Source organism: Bosea sp. Tri-49, assembly GCF_003952665.1.
Lineage (GTDB): Bacteria > Pseudomonadota > Alphaproteobacteria > Rhizobiales > Beijerinckiaceae > Allobosea.
Window position 1 is genome coordinate 4,627,029 of record NZ_CP017946.1, and the last position, 21,982, is coordinate 4,649,010.

Here is a 21,982-nt window from a genome sequence, read left to right on the forward strand (position 1 = left end):
ACGAAGAAGGCGTCCGAACCGGCTCTATTTCGCGGCTGCCTCGTAGACGAACAGGGTCGATTTATCGTCATCCGGCATGAAATAGGCGCGCACGCCTTCACCCGCTGGTTCGACCCAGAACGGGTTCTGCGTCATCGGCAGGCCGGACGGCGACCAGAGCTCGACCGGCATCTGGAAGACCGCGCGGTTGTCCTTGAGATCGACGATCTCGAAGCCGCCGAGCCGGAAAACCGGGCCGTCCTTGCTGGCGCGGTAGTTATTGAGGCCGGAGCAGAGCATCCGGCTCATGCCGATGAAATGGCAGTCCTGATAGTCGATATAGAGCGCCGGATTGGCGACGCGCAGCGTCTCGGGGGCAGCGGTGGCGTTGGTGATCTTGCCGTCGGCGCCGAGCGGCCAGGCATAGAAGCGCCGCGAGCCCCAGCTGACGCCGTGCAGCGACTTGCCGTCGGTGTTGTGGACGATGCCGCCGACATGGTCCTTGAAGCGGAAGACTTCGGTCGCCTTCAGCGTCTCCGGATCGACCTTGTAGATGATCGACTGGCTGTTCGGCCGGTATTCCGCGACCGGCACCCACAGATCCTTGCCGTCGAAATCGATGCCGCCGGGATGGTAGACCGAGCCCTCGCCGAGCGTGACGCTGGCCAGGAGCTTGCCCTGCGCATCGACCTTGAAGAGATGGCCGGCGCCCTCGCCGGTGTCGCGGTCATAGCCGTCCTTCGGCTCGGTATAGCGCGTCGTCGGCTTTTTGATCTCGACCGAGGAGATGAAGAAGGCGTCGCCGATCTTGACCATGCCCTGCGGATGGTGGGTCGGGAACTGCAGCTCGATCGCGGCCTTCTGCGTCCATTGCGTCGCGCGCGTCAGCTTCGGGAGTAGCGTGTTGAGCGTGGGGTCGGCGGCCTGCGCCGTCGTCGCCAGCGCCGTGGCGGCAAGCGCCATCACTGCGGTCTTCATCGCGATCCTCCATTGGCAGCCCAGTCGTCGGGCGTTGCCGGGATAGTCGCGCTTCGTGACGGCGCTGCAAAGCCTGGATCAGCGCTGCGGGTCGTTCTCCAGCAGGATCGGCTTGCCATGCGGCGTTGCCTCGGCGGCGCGTTCCCAGGCGGCGGCGCGGGCATCGACGCTCGTCTGCGAGGCAAGGCCCTTTTCGATCAGCAGGTGCTCCAGCGCCTCGCACCAGCGCTCGTAATAGTCGGAGCCGTCGCGGCAGCCGCCATTGGCCAGGGCTTCGCGGATCTCGCCACCGAGTGCCTGCGCCCATTCATCGGCGCTGAAGATACCGCGATTCTGCAGAGCGACGACGAGGGCGAAGGCCTGCGCCTGCCAGGGCTCGGCGAAGACCGGGCCCTTGGCGTCGCGCGGGATCGGCGTGCCCGCCGCGAGCGCGTCAGCGAGTGCGGTGTCAGGCCGGCTCAAGGTAGCTCTCCCAGGCCTCGATGCTGACGGTCGCTGTCGGATCGGCGTCGCGGCCCCAGAGCTCTGGCCCGGTGAAGACGACGGTGTAGAGCCATTGCGCCATCTCGGGCGCACCATGGGCGCCGGTGTCGGGGAAGACATGGCAGCCGGTGACCAGCTCGACGACGCCCTGCTTGCCGCGGGCATAGCGCGGCAGGCGGGTATGGTGCTGCGGATGCATCACGATGGTGCGGACCTTGTCGCCGACCTTGAAACGGGCCGGGGCCGGCGCTTCGCGCTCATAGGGGAAGCCGCGGCGCAGGACGGTCGGAACCTCTTCGCCCTTCAGGACGCGCTTGGGCTCCCGGCGCGTGCTGCCGGCGACACCCGACGCCAGCTCCTCCTTGCTCAGGAAGCCCTGCTGGACCAGCACCTTGTCGAGCGCCGCCAGCCAGATCTGGTAGTAGCTCGACGACAAGTATTGCGCCGGCGGCAGGCTCTCGCGCGCATGGCGGATGCCGTCGATCGTCCAGGCGCCCATCGCGCCGGCGGCGACGTTGATCGCCAGGACCTTCTTCTCCCAGTCGGCGTGGAAGATCGGCTCGTCCTTCTCCGGCACGACCGGGCCGAAGCCCATCTGGCCGCCGAGATCGTGGGCGCTGTTCATGGCCTGTCCTCCGGGGAGGGTAGGCCGACGCCGATCATCGAGTCCCGGTTGACGATGGATGCGAGCTCGTCCTCGCTCCAGCCTTCGGTGCCTTCAGGCCGCATGGGAATGACGATGAAACGTGTCTCGGCGGTCGAGTCCCAGACGCGGATGCGCTGGCCTGCCGGCAGGCTCACGCCGAAATCGGCGAGGGTGCCGCGCGGGTCGATCACTGCCTTGGCGCGATAGGGCGGCGATTTGTACCAGACCGGCGGCAGTCCCAGCACCGGCCACGGATAGCAGGAGCACAGGGTGCAGACGATGAGGTTGTGCTCCTCCGGTGTGTTGAAGCAGGCGACGATGTGCTCGCCGCCGCGCCCGCCATAGCCGAGCTCGGCGACGGCGGCGGTGCCGTCCGCCTTCAGGCGCGCGGCATAGGCCGGATCGCTCCAGGCCTTGGCGACGACACGGGCGCCGTTGCGCGGGCCGATCTTGGTCTCATAGGTGTCGATGATCGCGTCGAGCGCGCTGGGATCGACATAGCCCTTCTCGACCATCAGCGATTCCAGCGCCTTCACCCGCGCTTCGATCGGGGTGAAGTGGTTGTCGTGCTCGTGGTCATGATGGTGGTGATGGTCGTGGCCGCTCATCGCGCCCTCCTCGTCATGCCAGCCTGATCCGCGCCGCCCGCTCGAACTTCACCGCGAAGGCAGCGAGCGACTTGTCGGAGCCCTTCGGCCCGATCAGCGACAAGCCCAGCGGGGCGTCGTCGCGATGGGCGACAGGGATCGAAATCTGCGGGAAGCCGGAGAGCCCCGCAAGACAGAGCAGGCGCAAGGCACGGTTGCGGAAATCCTCGAGCTCCGGCTCGCCGGCGCTGACCAGCGGCGCGACATCGGGCACGGTCGGCAGCATCAGCACACCGTCCTTGCCGAGCAACTTGGCGAGCTTCGCCCGGAAAGCCTTGCGCACGCTGTCGCCGCGGGCGACCTCCGCATCGCTGACCGCCTTGCCGAAGGCGAAGCGCTCAGCGACGCCGGGGCCGAGCGGCATGGCATGACGCTCGATCATTGCGCCGTCCGCCTCCCAGCCCTCGCGCCCCTGGATCCAGCGGAAGGCCCAATAGAGCGCGTCCATGTCGCTGACGGCGCGCACCACCTCGGGCTGGCCGAGGATCGGCACGATGCGCTGCACGACATTGCGCAGGATGCGCTCGGCCTCGGGCACGGCCTGGGCGAAGAGGTCGTCGGCGAGCAGGAGGCGCGGCGTCTCCGGCAGCGTCACCCGGTCCTTGCCGAGAACGGCATTTGCTGCACGCGCAAAGACCTCGCCGTCCCGGGCGAAGAAGCCGGCGGTGTCGAGGCTCTCCGCCAGCGGCCAGGCGCGCTTCAGCGAGAGCCGGCCATGCGTCGGGCGGATGCCGAACAGCCCGCCATAGCTTGCCGGCGCGCGGACCGAGCCGCCGGTGTCGGAGCCGAGGCCGATATCGGCGAGCCGGCCGGCGACCGCCGCCATCGAGCCGGACGACGAGCCGCCGGTGATACGGTCAGGCGCCGCCGGATTCACGGGTGAGCCGAAATGGGCGTTCTTGCCGTTGAGCGAGAAGGCGAGCTCGTCGGTATGGGTCTTGCCGACGAAGCGGGCTCCGGCCTCCAGGAAGGCCTTCACGATCGGCGCGGTCTTCGTCTTGATCCCCGACAGCGCCAGCACGGTCGGCGAGCCCGCGCCGGTCGGATAGCCCTTGACGTCGAACAGGTCCTTGACCGCGAGCGTCAGCCCGGAGAGCGGGCCGGAGGAGGCATGCTTCACCGGCGCGTCCGGATAAGGCACGAAGCAGCGGAACGGGTCGTTCTCGATCATGTGTTCTCAGATCCCCCCAGATCCCAATCAGATGCCGCGGGCGTCGCCGTCCGAGCGCGGATCATGCGTCGCCTCGACATGTCCCTTCTGGTGCTTCACCAGCATGCCGGCATGGCCGAACTGGTCGGAATAGGCCTCGCTGTATTCTTCGACCGGGTGTCCGGCGGCGGTGAGCCGTGCCAGCAGCATCGGGTCGAAGCGGTTCTCCAGCTTGAGCGAGATCGAGCCCGCGCCCCAGGTGCGGCCGAAGAGCCAGCGCGGCGCGTCGACCGCATCGGCCACACCTTGGCCAAAACGATAGCGCGACAGGATCTGCGCCTGGAACTGCGGCTGGCCGTCGCCGCCCATCGCGCCATAGCTCACGATCCGGCCGTCGTCGAAGCGGGCGAGCGGCGGGTTGAGCGTGTGGAATGGCTTGCGGCCGGGCGTCAGCGGGTTCAGTGCCTTGGCATCGAGCGAGAAGGAGACGCCGCGATTCTGCCAGTTGACGCCGGTCTTCGGCAGGATGCAGCCGGAGCCGTATTCCCAGTAGAGCGACTGGATATAGGACACCGCGAGGCCGGAGCCGTCGATCGCGCCCATCCAGATCGTGTCGCCCTCGCCGGGTCGGAACGGCCAGCTCGCGGCACGTTTGCGGTCGATCTTCGCGGCTTCGCGTTCCAGGGCGGTGTCTGTGAGGAGGCTCGCCGCGTCGATCGTCATGAAGGCCGGGTCGGTGACGACCTTGTCGCGGATGGCGAGCGCCCGCTTCACAGCCTCGACCAGCCCGTGATGGTGGTCGAAGCTCTCCGGCCGGGTGACGCCGAGCTTCTCGAAAATGCCGAGGATCATCAGGGCGGTGAGCCCCTGCGTCGGCGGCGGGAAATTGTAGACGGTGAGCCCCGGCAGCTTCAGCGACAGCGCCTGGACGGGCCGGGCGCGGAAGGCTTCGAGATCGGCGCGGGTGATGGGTGCGCCGAGGCGGCCCAGATCCTCGGCGAGCTCGCGGCCAATGTCGCCGCGATAGAAATCGTCGAGCCCGGCATGGGAAAGCTGCTCCAGCGTCTCCCCGAGCGCTGTGGCTTTTCGTCTGTCGCCGGCCTTGGGCCGCTTGCCGCCGGGCCAGAAGAACTCGCTGAAGCCGGGCGCAGCCTTCACCGCATCGACTTCCTGCGGCCAGGTGCGCAGCTCGGACTCCGAGATGTCGTAGCCCTCGGCGCAATGGCGGATGGCATCGGCGAGCAGGTCCTTCAGCGGCAGCCTGCCGCCGAGGCTGTTCGACAGTGCTAGCGCTGCCTGCCAGCCGCCGATCGCGCCGGCGACGGTGATCGCCGCGTCCGGGCCACGCGCCGGCAGCGTGTCGTGGCCCTTCTCGCGATAGCGCTCGATCGTCGCGAGGCTGCCCGCCGGGCCGCAGGCCTCGATGGCGTGGACCTTGCCGCCGGGCTCGTGCACCAGCCAGAAGCCGTCGCCGCCGATCGCGTTCATGTGCGGGTAGACGACGGCGATCGTCGCGGCCATGGCGACCATCGCCTCGATCGCGTTGCCGCCCTCGGTCAGGATGGCGCGGCCGGCTTCCGAGGCGAGGCGATGGGGCGCCGCAACGGCGGCCGAGTTGAAAACCGGAGAATCGGGCATCAGGTTCTTTTCGTTTGGGGCAGGCGTGACCATTTTGCCGGAAGGCGCGATTTTGTTGCATGCCGCCGCCGCCTAGGCTAGGCGGTCCGTGCATGGGTTCCGAGGGTAAAAGCATGGCGGCTGGCCGCACCAACTGGCGCAATGTGATCATGGTGATCTCGCTCGCCATCCTGATCGCGGTCGAGATCTTCGGCGTCGCGCTGGCGTCCGGCTGGGCACTCGCCGGCCTGTTCGAGCTCGGGCCGATCGTCGCCTATGTGCTGATGGGGCTGTTCTCGGTGCTCGCCGCCTATGGGCTGGTGAATTTCATGCGCCGCGTTGTGAAGATCGAGCGCCTGACCCATCGCGGCTGAGGCTCAGCCGCACGGCTTCATCACGACAGGATCGGCTTCGGCCGGCAGCAATTCGTCGAGCGATCGGCAGCGGCCCTCCACGCAGACCCGCCAGTCGGCGGTCGCGCCGGAGCGGCGCATCACGACCTCGCGCAAGGGCGCCAGATCCGGTTTCCAGCGCCAGAAGCCATCGACGAGCTTGGCGCCATCAGGCGGGTCCATGCCGGCGCCGGAGCCTTGGATACGCGCCTCGGTGATGACGAGGCCCTCAGGCGCTTCTCGCCAGACTTCTTCCCACAGCGATTTCTGCACCGAATGACGCCAAGAGAGCGTGATCTCGCTCGCACCAAGCGAGATCACGAGAGTTCCGGCGGCAAGGCAGATCACGCCGGCCTGGTCGCTGCCGTTTCGCGATTGACCCACCAATGGCGGGCGACGATCGCGGCGGCGAGCGCATAGCCGAGCGGATCGCTATAGGGGAACTCGCCGAACAGGAAGACCGCGGCGGCGAAGCAGAGGACGCGCTCGAGCACGCTGAGCCTGCCGAACAGGAAGCCGATCGCGACCATGCCGAACAGGCCGATGGCGATGCTCGCCTTGATCACCGCGTAGACCACGGATGGCCAGAAGCCGATCAGGTTCGACATCGGGTCGCCCGGCTGTAGCATCAGCGCCGGCGAATAGATGGCGATGAAGGGGATGACGTAGCCGGCGAGCGCGACGCGCATCGCCTCCCAGCCGATCTTGTCGGGGTTCTCCTTGGCGATCGGCGCGGCCGCCAGCGCGGCCAGCGCCACCGGCGGCGAGAGGTCGGCCATGATGCCGTAGTAGAAGGCGAACATGTGGCTGACGATCAGCGGCACGCCAAGCTTCTCCAGCGCCGGGGCGGCGAGCGCCGCGACGATGATGTAGGTCGGGATCGTCGGGATGCCGGTGCCGAGCAGGATCGAGAGGATCATCGTCAGGACCAGCGCCAGGAACAGGCTGGTCTTGCCGAGGCCGATGATCCAGGCGCCGAAGGTGGTGCCGATGCCGGTTTGGGTCATGAGGCCGATGATGGTACCGACGATGGCGCAGGCGATGCCGACCGGCAGCGCCGTCTTGGCGGCGTCGGCGAGCGCGTCGCGACAGATGGCGAGTGTCGCCCGGCCGCCGATGGTCAGGGCGTTGAGCAGGATCAGCGCCAGGATCAGGCCGCCGACGACGCGGACATCCATGCCCTCGCGCAGCAGTGCGCCGGCGATCAGCCCGAGCCCGACCCAGAAGATCACGCGCAGCGTCGTTGTCTTCAAGCCGAGCGCGACACCGGTGCCGAGCAGCAGGCCGACGGTGAGCGCGAGCCCGATCGTGCCGGCGAAGAGCGGCGTGAAGCCGTGGAACAGCATGAAGACGAGCACGGCGAGCGGCAGTGCCAGATACCAGCGCTCGCGCAGCGCCCGGAGCGGGCTCGGCAGCAGATGGCGCTCGATGCCCTTGAGGCCGTGCTTGCCGGCTTCCAGATGCACCATCCAGAAGGCCGAGGCGAAGTAGAGCACGGCGGGGATCGCGGCCGCCTTGACGATCTCGGAATAGTCGACGCCCAGCGTCTCGGCCATGATGAAGGCAGCGGCGCCCATCACCGGCGGCATGATCTGGCCGCCCATCGAGGCGGTGGCCTCGACGCCGGCGGCGAAGGCGCGCCGGTAGCCGAACTTGATCATCAGCGGAATGGTGAACTGGCCGACGGTGACGACATTGGCGACGCCGGAGCCCGAGATCATCCCCATCAGACCGGAGGAGAACACCGCGACTTTGGCCGGGCCGCCGCGCGCGCCGCCGAACAGGCCGAGCGAGACGTCGTTGAAGAGGTGGATCATCCCGGCCTTCTCCAGGAAGGCGCCAAAGACGATGAAGAGGAAGATGTAGGTGGCCGAGACATAGGTCGGCACGCCATAGAGCCCTTCTGTGCCGAAGGAGAGATGGCCGATGATCTGGTCGAAGCCATAGCCGCGATGGTTGAACGGCGAGGGCAGATACTGGCCGAAGAACCAGTAGAGCAGGCAGACGCCGCACATGATCGGCAGGGCGTTGCCCATCAGGCGCCTGGCGGCCTCGAAGACGAGGATGGCGAGCAGACAGCCGACGACGAGGTCGAGCGTGGTCGGGTCGCCGTCGCGCAGGATCAGGTCGGCATAGAAGATCAGCTGGTAGAGGCCGATCAGGAAGCCGAGCAGGCCGATCGCCCAGCCGAGCCAGCGCCCAGCCTCGGTCTTCGCCTTGAAATTGGCGACGAGGCCGAAGGAGAGCAGCAGCAGGAAGCCGACATGGACGCCGCGCACCGCCTGACTCGGCAGGAAATGCCAGGCCGAGATCAGGATCTGGAACGAGGCGAAAGCGAGCGCGACGCCATAGGCGAGCAGACCCCATTTGCCGGGGCCGAAGCCGGGCGGGAAGCCGTGCTCGAAATTGTCGAGCGCCTCGTTCTCGATCGGCGCGCCGCTCGCGCCGGAGAGCTCGTGCAGCCGGTCGGTATCGGCTCCCGCGACTGTGGTCTGCTGCGTCATTGCCCCATTTCCCGTCATGCGACGACGCCGGCCCTCGTTGAGCCGGCGTCGCTTATCTCCTCGCTCATGCAGCGGGTCAGGAGCCGACTTTCAGGCCCTTTTCCTTGAGATAGCGCGCGGCACCCGGATGCAGCGGCACCGGCATGCCGTCGAGCGCATTCTCGAGCTTGATCGACTTGCCGGCCGAATGCGACGAGCCGAGTTCGCCGAGATTCTCGAAGATGTTTTTGGTCATCTGGTAGACCAGTTCCTCCTTCACGCCGTCATGCGTGACGAGGTAGTTCACGACGGCGGCCGTGTTCACGTCCGTTGTCTGGCCGCCATAGGTGTTGGCCGGGATCGGCGTGCTGATGAAGGGCGGGCCAGCCTTGTCGATCACCGCCTTCGGCACCTCGACGACGACGATCTCGACGGAGCTCGCGAGGTCGCGGATCGAGGCGACGCCGAGCCCGGCCGATTGCAGGGTGGCGTCGAGCTGGCGGTTCTTCATCAGCTCGACCGACTCGGCGAAGGGCAGGTACTCGATCTTGCCGAGGTCCTTGTAGGCGATGCCGGCGGCGCCGAGGATGGCGCGGGCGTTGAGCTCGGTGCCGGATTTCGGCGCGCCGACCGAGAGGCGCTTGCCCTTGAGATCGCCCAGCGTCTTGATGCCGCTCTCCTTCGAGGCGACGATCTGGACATAGTTCGGATAGATCGCGGTGATGCCGCGCAACTTCTTCAGCGGGGTCTTGAAGCCGGCCTCCTCGTCGCCTTTCCAGGCGGCGTCGAGGGAATCGCCGAGGGTGAAGGCGATCTCGCCGCGGCCCTGCTGGAGGAGTACGAGATTCTCGACCGAGGCCTTGGTCGCCTGCACCGAGGGGCGGGTATTCGCGATCTTGTCGCCGTAGATCTTCGAGAGCGCGACGCCCATCGGATAGTAGACGCCGGAGGTGCCGCCGGTCAGGACGTTGATGAAGTCTTGCGCCTTGGCAGCGACCGGGGTCACGGCGATGAGCACAGCAGTCATGAGCCCGGCAAAGCGGCGGCCGGCGAGCAGCGTTGTCATGGTTCCTCCCGATATATGGTCAGGCTCGGACGGCCGGACTTTCCTTAGTTGTAGGCCGTTCGCGGGGCGAAAGAAAAGTTGTTCCAAAGCTCTAGCCACTTGGATTGCCGCGATTGCGTGCGATTTCCGCCCTGCTGACGCCAGGAAGCTCGGGAGATTGCCCTCGCCGGCTGGACAGGCTAGCCGGAAACACCATCTTCCAGCTGACCCTTCCCGATGGAGCGCCCCGCCCGATGCAGCCGCGACAGCCGACCACGCCCCTGATCGACCGCCGTACGCTGCTTGCAGGCGCCGCCGGTACGGCCGCTCTCGCCGCAGCGGGTTTCTCCGGATCGGCGCTGGCGCAGCAGGGGTTGAAGCTCGGCGTGGCCGAGGCCTTCTCCTTCGACGGGTTGAAGGCGCGCGCCCGTGATCTCGCTAGCAAGCCCTATGAGCTGCCGCCGAACCCGAAGCCGGACGTGCTCGAGAAGATCGACTACGACGCCCACGGCAAGATCAGGTTCAAGCCGGAGCTGGCGCTCTGGGCCAACGGGCCCTCGCCCTGGCCGGTGACCTTCTTCCACCTCGGCCGCTACTTCCAGAAGCCGGTGCGCATGCATGTCCTCGACGACGGCAAGGCGCGCGAGATCGTCTACGACGAGAGCTATTTCGAGATGCCGGCCGATTCCCCGGCCAAGCAGTTGCCGCCGGGCGCGGGCTTTGCTGGTTTCCGCTTTCAGGAGAGCCGTTCGGGCCATCCCGGCCGCAAGGGCGAGAAGCTCGATTGGCAGAAGAACGACTGGGTCGCCTTCCTCGGCGCCTCCTACTTCCGCGCCATCGGCGAGCTCTACCAGTACGGGCTCTCGGCCCGCGGCCTCGCGATCGACCCTGCGGTCGGCGATCGGCCGGAGGAGTTTCCCGACTTCACCCATGTCTGGCTGGAGACGCCGCCCGAGGCCGCCGAGTACGTGATCATCTACGCCCTGCTTTCGGGACCGAGTGTGGCCGGGGCCTTCCGCTTCCGCATGCATCGCGGCAAGGGCGTCGACATGGAGATCGAGCAGGAGCTGCACCTGCGCAAGGACGTGGCGCGGCTCGGCATCGCGCCGCTGACCTCGATGTACTGGTATTCCGAGACAGCGAAGGCGACCATGGTCGACTGGCGGCCGGAGGTGCACGATTCCGACGGGCTGGCGCTCTGGACGGGTCGCGGCGAGCGCGCCTGGCGCCCGCTCAACAATCCGCAGCGCACCGTCGCCTCGTCCTTCGTCGACGAGAACCCGCGCGGCTTCGGGTTGATGCAACGTGACCGCGAAATCGGCCACTATCTGGATGGCGTCTTCTATGAGCGCCGCCCGAGCCTGTGGATCGAGACGCTGGGTAATTGGGGCAAGGGTGCTGTCCAGCTGATCGAGATCCCGACGGACGATGAGATCCACGACAACATCGTCGCGATGTGGGTGCCGGAAGTGCCTGCGAAGGCCGGTAACGCCTATAATTTCCGCTACCGCCTGCACTGGCTCGCCGACGAGCCCTTCCCGCCGGCGCTCGGCCGCGTCGTCGCGACAAGGCTCGGCAATGGCGGCCAGCCCGGCACGGTGAGGCCCAAGGGCGTGCGCAAGTTCATGATTGAGTTCAAGGGGCCGGCGCTCGAGGACATCCCGTTCGGGGTCAAGCCCGAGGTCGTGCTCTCGGCCTCGCGCGGCAGCTTTTCCTATACCTTCGCCGAAGCGGTGCCGAACGACGTGCCCGGCCATTGGCGGGCGCAGTTCGATCTTACCGTCGAGGGCGCGGACCCGGTCGAGATGCGCTGCTTCCTGCGCGGCGGCGACAAGGTGCTGACCGAGACTTGGCTGTACCAGTACCTGCCGGGGTGAGAACCCGTCCGAAACTCTACTCCGGCGGCCATCTAGCGGCGTTTTCTGCGCTTCCGGTGCTCACGGACCAATGTCCGCTGCGCTCCGGTTCTCGAAAACACCGTCATCTGGCGCGCCGCAGCGAGTTTCGAACCGGCTTCTGAGCCGAGACGCCTACCCTTCGATCTGGCGCTTCTGGGCCCGGTCGACGGAGATGAACAGCGTGTTGGCTGCGCCGGGCTCGACGCAGAACACGTCGAAGCTCGGCGCCTGCGGATCGTCGGCCGGCATATGCAGGGTCGCCGAGCCCTTGCGGCCGGCAAAAGCCATGATCCGGAAGCTCAGCCCGTCGGGCAGGCCGATCTCGATCGCATCGGCCGCGATCTCGGTCGCGACGCCGTTGCGTATCGCTTTGAAGGTCACCCGCTCGGCGCTCACCTATCCGCTCCCGTTCGGCTGTCATCGGCGAGGTCGATAACGCCGCCGTCAGGCATTCCGCGCAAGCGCAATCGTGCTTGCCGGTAAAAGATGTCAGCCGAAATTCAGGTGCATCAATACCGCCGGGGACGCGCCTCGGCATTGCCCGGTCGAGTTCAGAGCCCGCGCCCGCAGGCTTGCGCCGCCGCAGCCAACCCCGCCGTCGAACCGTATCCGCGCTCCAGCGCCCAAGCCTCGACGCGTTGGGCGATGTTTTCCGCGGTGTAGGGGCGCGTACGCTGATAGGCCACCGTGGCGGGTAGCACAGCCACGACCATGTCGGACGAGCCGGTATCGAGCCTGATCGCGTCTTGATAGGTTCTCGGCTGTTCGCTCCTGCCGAGCAATGCCATATTGAGCGCGACCGAGCCCTCGCCGATGCGGTTGCCGTTCCCGGTATCGCCGATGACGGCGGCAACGCTTCGTCCGGTGGCAGGATTGAGCGCCAGCACCAGATCACCGGTCTTGGCCCCGAACTCCTTGAGGGGATTGGCGTTGCCCCGCAGCACGATGGCAGGGATGACACGTTGATCAAGCTGGTTGGCCACCTGGCATTCCCCGGCAGCGGCACCTGACAAGCCGTTCTTCAAGGCTGTGAGCGAACCGAAATACCCGGCATTGGGCCCGCTGGCGAACGTGCAAGGTTTGCCGTTGGTGTCCGGGGCGATCACATTGCGCCAGCTGATCGTATGGCCTGCCGGCACCGTCCAGCCGGAATCGCGCCAACGCTCGAAGGCCGCGATCTTCTCCGCCTGCGTCAGACCGCCGGCTTTCGATATCGCGATGCCGTTGTCGATCCGGTTGATGGCCAGCGAGGTCCCGAGAAAATCGCGAGGGTGATATGAGGTCGGCGCCCCGTCGGTATTGACTGCGAGCGGCGCGGCAAAAACCGCGAAATTGGCGGCCGGCGGCAGCCCCTGAGCACGGCCCAGCCGGACCGTCTCATTCCCCGCGACGAAGCGTTTTTCGCTCGCGATGCTGCATTGGCCCGGCGCGCCGGGTGTGACGAGTATGGCCGTGTCCGGAGCGGTCTGGCAGGAAATCAGCGCGAGCGCGACAAGCGGTAGGCTGAACCAGAATGCGGTACGCATGCGCACCTCCTCCCGACATCCGTGCTTCACTCCGAAAAGGTGCCGCCATGGTTACATCAAGGATGACCTTGCGTCATCCGAGATTGGCCCCTGCTTCGGTTCTACGCCAAACCGAGCTTGCTTGCCGCCGAGCGTAACATTATATCATTCCTTATGAGCCATGATCATGCCCATCACCGCGGCCCCGTGGCGGAAGCGCCCGGCTGGTCGCTGCTGCGGCTTTCGGCCGGGCAACGGCTCGGCCTGGCGCTCGGCGTGATCCTGGTGCTGTGGGCGGCGACCTTCGCCGTCATTGCGTGATGAAGAATCTGGCGTGAAAAAGAGTACAGAACCCGTGCCCGCAATCCGTTTCAGCGATCTGACGCTCGGCTACGACCGCCATCCGGCGGTGCATCATCTTTCGGGCGAGATCGCGCCGGGCAGCCTCACCGCGATCGTCGGACCGAACGGCGCCGGCAAGTCGACCCTGCTCAAGGCCATCGCCGGCGCGCTCGCGCCGCTCGACGGTACGGTCAGCCTTCAGAAGGGCAAGCGGCTCGCCTATCTTCCGCAGTCGGCCGAACTCGACCGCTCCTTCCCGATTCATGTCTACGATCTCGTTGCCATGGGTCTCTGGGGCACGGCCGGCATCTTCGGTCGGATCGGCTTTGGTCAGCGCGATAAGATCGAGGCGGCGATCGCCGCCGTCGGCCTCACCGGCTTCGAGGGCCGCAGCATCGGCACGCTCTCGGGCGGGCAGATGCAGCGGGCGCTGTTCGCGCGGCTCCTGCTGCAGGACGCCGACATCATCCTGCTCGACGAGCCCTTCACGGCGATCGATGCCCGCACCAGCGCTGATCTGCTGGCGCTGGTCCAGCGCTGGCACGGCGAGAACCGCACCGTCGTTGCGGTCCTGCATGATATCGAGACGGTGAAGCGCGCCTTCCCGCAGACGCTGCTACTGGCGCGCGAGGCGATCGCTTGGGGTGAGACCGGTGAGGTGCTGACGGCGAACAACCTGCTCAAGGCGCGCCGCATGGTCGAGGCCTTCGACAGCCACGCCGCGCCCTGCGCCGCCTGAGCGCAGCGACATAAGACAAGGCCGATGCTCTACGACCTCCTGATCGGCCCCTTCGCCGAATTCGACTTCATGCGCCGGGCGCTGGTCGGCGTGATGGCGCTGTCGGTTTCCGGTGCGCCGATCGGCGTCTTCCTGATGCTGCGGCGGATGAGCCTGACCGGCGACGCCATGGCGCATGCGATCCTGCCGGGCGCCGCGCTCGGCTATCTCGTCGCCGGCTTCTCGCTGCCGGCGATGACGCTGGGCGGGCTGGCCGCGGGCTTTGCCGTCGCGCTCGCCGCCGGTGCCGTCGCCCGCCTGACCGTGCTCAAGGAAGACGCATCGCTTGCCGCCTTCTATCTGATCTCGCTGGCGCTCGGCGTCACCCTGGTCTCGCTGCGCGGCTCGGCCGTTGATCTCTTCCATGTGCTGTTCGGCAATGTGCTGGCGCTCGACGACGATGTGCTCGTGCTGCTGTCCAGCGTCGCCAGCCTGACGCTTGGTGTGCTCGCGCTGGTCTATCGGCCGCTTGTGCTCGAATGCGTCGATCCCGGCTTCCTGCGCTCGGTCAGCCGCTCGGGTGGCGTGGTCCACCTCACCTTTCTCGGCCTCGTAGTGCTCAACCTCGTCGCCGGCTTCCACGCGCTCGGTACGCTGCTCGCAGTCGGGCTGATGATGCTGCCGGCGGCGGCGGCACGTTTCTGGACCGCCGACATCACGCGGCTGATCCTGTTGGCCTCCGGCTTCGGCATGGCGTCCGGCTATATCGGCCTCGTCGCCTCCTACGCCGCCGGCAGCAATCTTCCAGCGGGACCGGCGATCATTCTGTCGGCCGGCGCGCTCTATCTCGGCTCGCTCCTGCTGGGATCGCAGGGCGGCCTTGCACGACGGCTCTTGCCGAAGGCCCATCTCCAGCGCTAGTTATGTTATAGTGTTTCATATAGCGCGAGAGATGCCATGCTGAACCGCCGCTCCGTTCTCCTCGGCCTTGCTGCCGGTGTCGCTCTCCCGTTACCGGGCCTCGCCCAGGAGAAGCTGCCCGTCGTCGCGAGCTTCTCGATCCTCGGCGATTTCGTGCGCGAGATCGGTGGCGATCGGGTCGCCGTGACCGCGCTGGTCGGGCCCGACGGCGACGCGCATGTCTATTCGCCGACACCGGCCGACGCGAAGACGGTGGCAGGGGCGAAGCTCGTCGTCGTCAACGGGCTGAAGTTCGAGGGCTGGCTGACCCGGCTGATCAAGTCGTCGGGCACGAAGGCGACGATCGCCACCGCCACCACAGGTATCACGCCCCAAAAGACGGCAGATGATCACGGCCACGGCCATGGCGGGGAAGACCCGCATGCCTGGCAGAGCGTCGCCAATGCCAAGATCTATGTCGGCAATGTCCGCGATGCGCTGATCGCGGCTGATCCGGCCGGCAAGTCGACCTACGAGGCCAATACCGCCGCCTACCTTGCAAAGCTCGATGCGCTCGATGCCGAGATCAAGGCTGCGGTTGCGCGCATCCCGGCCGATCGGCGCAAGGCGATCACCTCGCATGATGCCTTCGGCTACTTCGTCAAAGCCTATGGCATCGCGTTCATCGCGCCGCAGGGCGTCTCGACCGAGGCCGAGGCCTCGGCCAAGGACGTCGCCCGCATCATCCGCCAGATCAAGGCGGAGAAGGTGCCGGCGGTCTTCCTTGAGAACATCACCAATCCGCGTCTCGCTGAGCAGATCGCCAAAGAGAGCGGGGCGAAGATCGGCGGGCGGCTCTATTCGGATGCGCTCTCGGCCGCAGACGGTCCGGCTGGGACTTACATCGCGATGATGAAACACAATATAAGCCAGATCGAGAAGGCGCTCGTCGCCGGCCCGGCCTGACCGGGCCGCGATCGCAGCAGCGCCGCCAACCAGGTTCTAGTCATGTCCGAGAAGATTCCTGTCACGGTGCTCACCGGCTATCTGGGCGCCGGCAAGACCACGCTCCTCAACCGCATCCTCACCGAGGACCACGGCAAGAAATTCGCCGTGATCGTCAACGAGTTCGGCGAGACCGGTATCGATGGCGACCTCGTCGTCGGCGCCGACGAGGAAGTGTTCGAGATGAACAATGGCTGCATCTGCTGCACGGTGCGCGGTGACCTGATCCGCATCCTCGACGGCTTGATGAAGCGCAAGGGCAAGTTCGACGCGATCATCGTCGAGACCACCGGTCTCGCCGATCCCGCCCCGGTCGCGCAGACCTTCTTCGTCGACCAGGATGTCGGCGACGCCACCAAGCTCGACGCGGTCGTGACCGTCACCGACGCGAAATGGCTACAGGACCGGCTCAAGGACGCGCCGGAGGCGAAGAACCAGATCGCCTTCGCCGACGTGATCATCCTGAACAAGACCGACCTGGTGACGCCGGAAGGGCTCGCCGAGGTCGAGGCGGCGATCCGCGCGATCAACCCCTATGCCAAGCTGCACAAGACGACGCGCTGCGACCTGCCGATCGCCGAATTGCTCGACCGCAACGCCTTCGATCTCGACCGCATCCTCGACATCGAGCCGGACTTCCTCGAATCCGGCCACCATCATCACCATTCCGATGATGTCCGCTCGATGTCGTTCACGCTTCCCGGCGATGTCGATCCGGACAAGTTCATGCCCTGGATCAACGACATCAGCCAGGTGCAGGGTCCGAACATCCTGCGTTCCAAGGGCATCCTCGCTTTCAAGGACGAGCCACGCCGCTTCGTCTTCCAGGGCGTGCACATGATCCTGGACGGCGACCTGCAACGCGACTGGAAGGCTGGCGAGGAGCGCAATTCGCGCCTGGTCTTCATCGGCCGCGATCTCGACGAGGCGGCGTTGCGAAAGGGGTTCATGGCCTGCGCGGCTTGAGCTAAAGCCAAGGCCATGGAGACCATCACCAAACCCGTCTCGCTGCGCGAGCATGTCGTTCCCGTCGAAGCTGGCGAGCATGTCGTCGGCGCCTTCTGGCTGAAGCAGACGCTGGCCTTCGCGCTCGCCGATGGCCGCGTGCTGCGCTGGCGCGATGGCGAGACGGTGAGCGTCGAGGCCAATCGTGGTGGACTGCTCTGCGCCATCTCGGATGGCGAGCGCCTGATCAGCGGTGGCGACGACGGCCGCGTCGTCGCGACACCAGCCGATGGTGAGCCGAAGGAACTCGCGCTCGACCCGAAGCGGCGTTGGATCGACGCCGTGACGGTCGCCTCTTCCGGCAGCCTTGCTTGGAACACTGGTCGCACCGTCCATGCCCGCGACGACAAGGGCAAGCTCAGGTCGATCGAGGTCGCCTCGACGCCCCAGGGCCTCGTCTTCGCGCCGAAGGGCTATCGCCTTGCCATCGCCCAGATGAACGGTGTTCTGCTCTGGTATCCCAACACCGAGGCCAAGCCCGATTTCCTCGACTGGAAGGGCTCGCATCTCGAGGTGACTTGGTCGCCCGACGGGCGCTTCGTCGTCAGTGCGATGCAGGAGAACGCGCTGCATGGCTGGCGCCTTGGCGACAAGCCGAGCCATATGCGCATGACCGGCTATCCAGCCAAGCCTCGCTCGCTGTCCTGGTCGCATGACGGACTTTGGCTTGCGTCGTCGGGAGCCGACGCCGCCATCGTCTGGCCTTTCCAGGGTGATGGGCCGACCGGCAAGGCGCCGCGCGAATGCGGGGCGCGCCATGCCAAGGTCACCCGCGTCGCCTTCCATCCGAAGGCGCTGGTACTGGCGATCGGCTACGATGACGGCTGCATCCTGATGGTGCGCCTGACCGACGCCTCCGAACTGCTGGTGCGGCCGGCGCAGCGCGGCAGCGGCATCACCGCCTTCGCCTGGGACAAGCTCGGCAAGCGCCTCGCCTTCGGTGCCGAAGATGGCGCTGCCGGCGTGCTGACCCTGCCGGGCGGCTGAGCGGCGATGCGCTTTGGCCTGTTCGGCAGGGACAAGCGCGACGCCGCCGGGGCCGATGCCTCGGCGCAAATCAAGCGGCAGGTGCGCGAGCTGCTCGGCCTGCCCGACAACGCTGTGATCGCTGTCAACGAGATCCTCTGCGCCGATCCCGCCTGCCCGGGCACCGAGACAGTGATCCTGGTGATGAGGCCGGGCGAGAAAACCAGGGCCTTCAAGGTCCAGATGGGGCTGGCGGAGCTGAGGCCTGAGGCGTTGGCGGAGGCGCTGTCCGCTGCGGGCTGAGTCGGTGAAGACCACCGCCATGAGCTGTCAGCAGGTGGCGGGGCAGCGCCTTAACCTTTGGCGCCGCGATGGCTAACTTGCTGTGATGGCGACGCGACCACGAAAGATATTGAAGCTCGACAAGGCGAATGCGCGCCGGATCTTGCTCAAGGCCCAGAAGCTCGACACGCGCGAACCTTTCGGCGCTGGACCGGAAGCGACAGCGGCGGCCATCGCGCATCTCGGCTATGTCCAGATCGACACGATCAACGTGGTCGAGCGCTGTCACCATCACATCCTCTACAGCCGGATTCCAGGTTATCGCCGTGATGACCTCGCGCAGGCGCAATCGCTGGACAAGTCGGTCTTTGAGTACTGGACGCATGCGCTGTCCTATGTGGCGAGTGCCGACCTGCGCTATTTCCTGCCGGCGATGAAGGCGCATCGGGCCGAGCCGAAGCGCTGGGCTTCGGTCGGCAGCCGCGAGGAGACGCGCAAGCTGCTGCGCCGCATCCGCAAGGACGGCGCGCTCACCATCCGCGACATCGATACCGACGTACTGGTCGAGAAGACGCATCTCTGGGCGAGCAAGAAGCCGTCCAAGGGCCTGCTCGAACGCGCCTTCTACGATGGCGAGCTCGCGATCTCCTCTCGCTCCGGCATGCTCAAGACCTATGAGCTGCTCGACCGGCATTTTGGCTGGGAGAAGTCTCCGACCCCGGCTTCGGAGCGGCAGATCGCCGCCTACAAGCTCGACCGGGCCCTGCAGGCGCAGGGTATCGTCAGTCTCGACTCGATCTGCCATCTCGATGCACCCAGCAAGAAGGCGATCGCCGAACTGATCGCGGGACGCGTGCGGCGCAAGGAGCTGGTGCCCGTCGCGATCGAAGGTGCCGAGAAGACGCTGCATTGGGCGAGGCCGGAGGTGCTGGAGCCATCAGCGCCGGCCGATGACAGCCTCGTCCACATCCTCTCGCCCTTCGATCCGCTGATCATCCAGCGCAAGCGGCTGAAGCTGTTCTTCGGCTATGACCACGTCTTCGAGGCCTATCTGCCGAAGGAGAAGCGCGTCTTCGGCTATTTCGGCCTGCCGGTGCTGGCGGGCGACCGCATCGTCGCCGTCGCCGATCTCAAGACCGACCGGGCAGCGCGCAAGCTTCTGGTGCAGCAATGGACCTGGCTTGAACCCGAGCTGTCGCCGGAGTTGAAACGGCAGGTCGACGAGGAGATGCAGCGCTTCGAACGCTTTCAGCTTGGTGATGGCGGGTTCAGTTCAATCGAGGCCAGCTGAAATCGTCAGCGCGGCCGGGGCGCGGCTCTGGCGCGATGCCCTGGCCGAAGACGCGGTCGAGCCCTGCTGCGACATCGCCGCGACCGCGCGCCTCCTGAACCGAGGTGATCAACGCCGTGTCACCGCTGCCCACAATCGCGCCAGTCAAGGGTAGGATCGGGCCAGCCAGTGGCTTTGGCGGGGCGACCGGGATGAGCTGGAGATCGGCGGGCAGGCCGCTGACCATGCGGTCGATCAGGCGCTCGACGCCGCCAGGCTGCAGTTCGGGTGTGAGCGGCGCACTGGTTTCGGGCGAGGTCGGTAGTGCGATGACGTTCTGCGTCGGCGCACCCTCGAGCAGGCGGCGAATGACGACGTCGACGAAATGCGCGGCCTTGCGGGCGCCGGCCTTGGTGAAATGGACGCCGTCGCCGAGCCGGAGCTTGGCGATCTGCCCGTTCACGTCCGGCCCGGTCGCCGTATAGCGGTTCTCGCCGTCGACATAGGCGCCCCAGAGATCGACATACTGGCCGCCGCCGGCCTCCGCGCCCTTGCGGAAGAGGTCGTTCAACGTGATCAGGTCTGTCGATAGCCGGGGGTTCTGCATCGGCGGCGCGCCAACCCAGATCAGCGGTATCCGCTTTGTGCCGAAGGCCGCAGCGACGGCATCGATCCTGGCCTTGTAGAGCTGGAGCCAGCGCTCGCTCAAGGGATCGTGCGTGACGTCTCCTTCACGGATCACCTGGCGATCGTTCGGGCCGAGAATGATGACCCCGACCATCACCTTGGCGTCGGCGGCCAGCAGCTCACCGGCTGCCTTCGGCCAATCGTAAAAATCGGTGCGCACCAAGCCGCTATCGGCCTTGGCCTTGTTTACCACCGCGACATCGGCGCGGTCGCCCAGGCTGTCATCGAGCCCTTCGGCGATCTGCCCTGCCAGCGTATCGCCGATGACGAGAACATGGTGGTTGACGTCGACCTTGGGGATGACCGGGTCGTCGCGGACGACGACGCGGGTCGGCGCCCGGCGTTGGGCCGGCGCGACGCGCTCGCGTGGCTGCCGTTGCTGGACCGCCGGCCTCTCCGGAATCTGCCAGAACATGTTGAACAGGCTGCGGCCCTGCGGCGGCGCTTGCGGTATCCGACCCGGAGGCACCGGGTTCTGGGCGATCGAGATCGGTCCGCCGGTGACGAGCACGAGCAGGGCCGCGGCCAGAACCATGAAGAGCGAACGCGTGCGCATCATGCTCTCGATCGGCGCCGGTCAGAGGGTGGCGCCGCCAGGCAATATAGTCGCGATCGCCCGGTTCGTCAGCGGGGTGCCTTCATCCGCGCCAGCAGCGCCGGCGTCGGGTAGCCGTCAGCGAGCATGCCGACCCTCAGCTGGTACTGCCGGACCGCTTCGCGCGTGCCGGTACCGATACGGCCGTCGGCATCGTGATTATAGAGGCCGAGGGCTTTCAGCCGGCGCTGGACGTCGGTGGTGCCGGCCTTGTCGAGCCGCGGTGCCTTGACCGGCCATTCGCCCTGCAACGCCGGACGCCCAACGATCCGGTCGCCGAGATGCCCGACGGCGAGGGCATAGGCGTCGGAGGAGTTGTATTTCTTGATGACGTCGAAATTCGCGGTCAGCAGCATGGCGGGCCCGGTGTGGCCGGCCGGATAGAACAGCCTCGCTTCGCCCGAGGAGGGCAGCGAGCCGCCATCGGCGCGGCGTACGCCGGCGGAGCGGAAGGAAGAGAAGCTCGCGCGGTAGAGATTGTGGTCGAAGCCATCGGGCACCACGACCTCGATGCCCCAGGGCAGGCCGGGGGTCCAGCCATAGCCTTTGAGATAGTTGGCGGTCGAGGCGATGGCGTCGCTGGTCGAAGTCCAGATATCGGCATGGCCGTCGCCGGTCTGGTCGACCGCGTACTTCATGTAGCTCGACGGCATGAACTGGGTGTGGCCCATGGCACCGGCCCAGGAGCCGCGCAGTTCGCGGCGCTCGACATGGCCCTTCTCGATCAACTCCAGCGCGGTCAGCAGCTCGTCGCGGAAGAAATCGCCGCGATAGCGGATGTTGGCCAGCGTCGCGAGCGAGCGGATCACATCCTTGTCGCCCTTGAACGAGCCGTAATTGGTCTCCATCCCCCAGATGCCGAGGATGATTTCCTTCGGCACGCCATAGCGGGACTCGGCCTGCGCCAGCACGCCGGCATGGGCCTCCAGCATCTCGCGGCCGCGCGAGATCCGGCCGCCGCCGACAGCGCTGTTGAGATAGCTCCAGATCGGCGCGACGAATTCCGACTGCTTTTGCGTCAATGCCACGATCGACGGATCGGGTGTCACACCCTGGAAGGCGAGGTCGAAGGTCTGGCGCGAGATGCCACGGGCCTGTGCCATGGGCCAGAGCGTGCGCAGGAAGCCGTCGAAGCCCGGGGCGGCTGGGCGCGCCTCGGGTTTTGGTGTCTGCGCCCGTGCCGGATTGATCGAACCCGTCGTCTGCGCGAGCGCCGGCCCGAGGCCGAGCGCTACAGCGAAGGCGAGAACGGTGACGGGGCGCATGGTTGCTCCTCTGGCTCGGTCGCGGGTTCTTTCCACCACAGCGCCCGAACGAGGTTAACCATGGGTTAACGCCGCGCCAAATCGCTCTCGCTTCTAATTTGGAAACCGTTTTACCGATCAGCTT

The 21,982-nt window shown here is 66.6% G+C and carries 23 protein-coding genes; 10 read left to right on the plus strand and 13 right to left on the minus strand.

Annotated elements, in window-relative coordinates:
• Positions 1 to 24: 24 nt before the first annotated feature.
• From BLM15_RS22410 to BLM15_RS22435, 6 genes are all read right to left on the minus strand, one after another.
• Positions 25 to 957: a DUF6454 family protein gene (locus BLM15_RS22410; RefSeq protein WP_126114832.1), complete on the minus strand. Its 933-nt coding sequence runs from the start codon at positions 955 to 957 to the stop codon at positions 25 to 27.
• A gap of 78 nt (positions 958 to 1,035) precedes the next feature.
• Entirely contained in the window at positions 1,036 to 1,419 is a 384-nt protein-coding gene (locus tag BLM15_RS22415) for a nitrile hydratase accessory protein (RefSeq protein WP_164547607.1), read from the minus strand.
• A complete protein-coding gene (gene nthB, locus BLM15_RS22420; protein ID WP_126114834.1) occupies positions 1,406 to 2,065 on the minus strand; it encodes a nitrile hydratase subunit beta in 660 nt (219 codons plus the stop codon). The genes BLM15_RS22415 and nthB overlap by 14 nt, the downstream gene beginning before the upstream one ends.
• Complete coding sequence (gene nthA / locus BLM15_RS22425; RefSeq protein ID WP_126114835.1) at positions 2,062 to 2,694, minus strand: nitrile hydratase subunit alpha; 633 nt, start codon at positions 2,692 to 2,694, stop codon at positions 2,062 to 2,064. Before nthA ends, nthB begins: the two co-directional genes overlap by 4 nt.
• A 13-nt stretch (positions 2,695 to 2,707) precedes the next feature.
• The gene (locus tag BLM15_RS22430) at positions 2,708 to 3,904 is read right to left on the minus strand and encodes an amidase (RefSeq protein WP_126114836.1); all 1,197 of its coding nucleotides are present in this window, start codon (positions 3,902 to 3,904) and stop codon (positions 2,708 to 2,710) included.
• A gap of 27 nt (positions 3,905 to 3,931) precedes the next feature.
• Complete coding sequence (locus BLM15_RS22435) at positions 3,932 to 5,521, minus strand: gamma-glutamyltransferase family protein (RefSeq protein ID WP_126114837.1); 1,590 nt, start codon at positions 5,519 to 5,521, stop codon at positions 3,932 to 3,934.
• Between the two features lie 113 nt (positions 5,522 to 5,634).
• Here BLM15_RS22435 and BLM15_RS22440 point away from each other — a divergent pair, with 113 nt between their 5' ends.
• Positions 5,635 to 5,874, plus strand: coding sequence for a hypothetical protein (locus BLM15_RS22440; RefSeq protein WP_126114838.1), 240 nt, complete (start codon positions 5,635 to 5,637; stop codon positions 5,872 to 5,874).
• Positions 5,875 to 5,877: 3 nt separating this feature from the next.
• Here BLM15_RS22440 and BLM15_RS22445 read toward each other — a convergent pair whose 3' ends face one another.
• From BLM15_RS22445 to BLM15_RS22455, 3 genes are all read right to left on the minus strand, one after another.
• Entirely contained in the window at positions 5,878 to 6,213 is a 336-nt protein-coding gene (locus tag BLM15_RS22445; protein WP_236846381.1) for a DUF1850 domain-containing protein, read from the minus strand.
• A 23-nt stretch (positions 6,214 to 6,236) separates the two neighbouring features.
• A complete protein-coding gene (locus BLM15_RS22450) occupies positions 6,237 to 8,396 on the minus strand; it encodes a TRAP transporter permease (protein ID WP_126114839.1) in 2,160 nt (719 codons plus the stop codon).
• A 76-nt stretch (positions 8,397 to 8,472) separates the two neighbouring features.
• Positions 8,473 to 9,402: a TAXI family TRAP transporter solute-binding subunit gene (locus BLM15_RS22455; protein WP_164547707.1), complete on the minus strand. Its 930-nt coding sequence runs from the start codon at positions 9,400 to 9,402 to the stop codon at positions 8,473 to 8,475.
• 272 nt (positions 9,403 to 9,674) lie between these two features.
• On the opposite strand from BLM15_RS22455, the gene BLM15_RS22460 reads away from it, so the two are divergent.
• On the plus strand, positions 9,675 to 11,297 hold the full coding sequence (locus tag BLM15_RS22460) for an OpgD/OpgG family glucan biosynthesis protein (RefSeq protein ID WP_206438556.1): 1,623 nt from the start codon (positions 9,675 to 9,677) through the stop codon (positions 11,295 to 11,297).
• Between the two features lie 153 nt (positions 11,298 to 11,450).
• Here the strand turns inward: BLM15_RS22460 and BLM15_RS22465 are convergent, their stop codons facing one another.
• Both BLM15_RS22465 and BLM15_RS22470 read right to left on the minus strand, forming a co-directional pair.
• Positions 11,451 to 11,714 (minus strand): hypothetical protein, encoded by a 264-nt coding sequence (locus BLM15_RS22465; RefSeq protein ID WP_126114841.1) that lies wholly within the window; start codon positions 11,712 to 11,714, stop codon positions 11,451 to 11,453.
• A gap of 155 nt (positions 11,715 to 11,869) precedes the next feature.
• Positions 11,870 to 12,844, minus strand: coding sequence for a hypothetical protein (locus BLM15_RS22470; protein WP_126114842.1), 975 nt, complete (start codon positions 12,842 to 12,844; stop codon positions 11,870 to 11,872).
• Between the two features lie 153 nt (positions 12,845 to 12,997).
• Here BLM15_RS22470 and BLM15_RS31455 point away from each other — a divergent pair, with 153 nt between their 5' ends.
• The 8 genes from BLM15_RS31455 (at position 12,998) to BLM15_RS22505 (ending at position 19,332) form a co-directional block, all read left to right on the plus strand.
• Positions 12,998 to 13,144 (plus strand): hypothetical protein, encoded by a 147-nt coding sequence (locus BLM15_RS31455; protein WP_164547608.1) that lies wholly within the window; start codon positions 12,998 to 13,000, stop codon positions 13,142 to 13,144.
• A gap of 34 nt (positions 13,145 to 13,178) precedes the next feature.
• Positions 13,179 to 13,904, plus strand: a complete 726-nt coding sequence (gene aztA / locus BLM15_RS22475; RefSeq protein WP_126116302.1) for a zinc ABC transporter ATP-binding protein AztA — start codon at positions 13,179 to 13,181, stop codon at positions 13,902 to 13,904.
• A 24-nt stretch (positions 13,905 to 13,928) separates the two neighbouring features.
• Positions 13,929 to 14,804 (plus strand): metal ABC transporter permease, encoded by an 876-nt coding sequence (locus BLM15_RS22480; protein ID WP_126114843.1) that lies wholly within the window; start codon positions 13,929 to 13,931, stop codon positions 14,802 to 14,804.
• 36 nt (positions 14,805 to 14,840) lie between these two features.
• On the plus strand, positions 14,841 to 15,749 hold the full coding sequence (locus BLM15_RS22485) for a metal ABC transporter substrate-binding protein (RefSeq protein ID WP_126114844.1): 909 nt from the start codon (positions 14,841 to 14,843) through the stop codon (positions 15,747 to 15,749).
• 42 nt (positions 15,750 to 15,791) lie between these two features.
• On the plus strand, positions 15,792 to 16,754 hold the full coding sequence (locus BLM15_RS22490) for a CobW family GTP-binding protein (protein ID WP_126114845.1): 963 nt from the start codon (positions 15,792 to 15,794) through the stop codon (positions 16,752 to 16,754).
• 15 nt (positions 16,755 to 16,769) lie between these two features.
• Positions 16,770 to 17,780, plus strand: coding sequence for a WD40 repeat domain-containing protein (locus BLM15_RS22495; RefSeq protein ID WP_126114846.1), 1,011 nt, complete (start codon positions 16,770 to 16,772; stop codon positions 17,778 to 17,780).
• Between the two features lie 6 nt (positions 17,781 to 17,786).
• On the plus strand, positions 17,787 to 18,062 hold the full coding sequence (locus tag BLM15_RS22500; RefSeq protein ID WP_126114847.1) for a hypothetical protein: 276 nt from the start codon (positions 17,787 to 17,789) through the stop codon (positions 18,060 to 18,062).
• Between the two features lie 85 nt (positions 18,063 to 18,147).
• Positions 18,148 to 19,332, plus strand: a complete 1,185-nt coding sequence (locus BLM15_RS22505) for a winged helix-turn-helix domain-containing protein (protein WP_126114848.1) — start codon at positions 18,148 to 18,150, stop codon at positions 19,330 to 19,332.
• Here the strand turns inward: BLM15_RS22505 and BLM15_RS22510 are convergent.
• Both BLM15_RS22510 and BLM15_RS22515 read right to left on the minus strand, forming a co-directional pair.
• Positions 19,310 to 20,557 (minus strand): SGNH/GDSL hydrolase family protein, encoded by a 1,248-nt coding sequence (locus BLM15_RS22510; RefSeq protein ID WP_126114849.1) that lies wholly within the window; start codon positions 20,555 to 20,557, stop codon positions 19,310 to 19,312. The two genes, BLM15_RS22505 and BLM15_RS22510, sit on opposite strands and share 23 nt — an antisense overlap.
• Positions 20,558 to 20,622: 65 nt before the next feature.
• On the minus strand, positions 20,623 to 21,858 hold the full coding sequence (locus BLM15_RS22515; protein ID WP_126114850.1) for a lytic murein transglycosylase: 1,236 nt from the start codon (positions 21,856 to 21,858) through the stop codon (positions 20,623 to 20,625).
• Between the last annotated feature and the right edge of the window lie 124 nt (positions 21,859 to 21,982).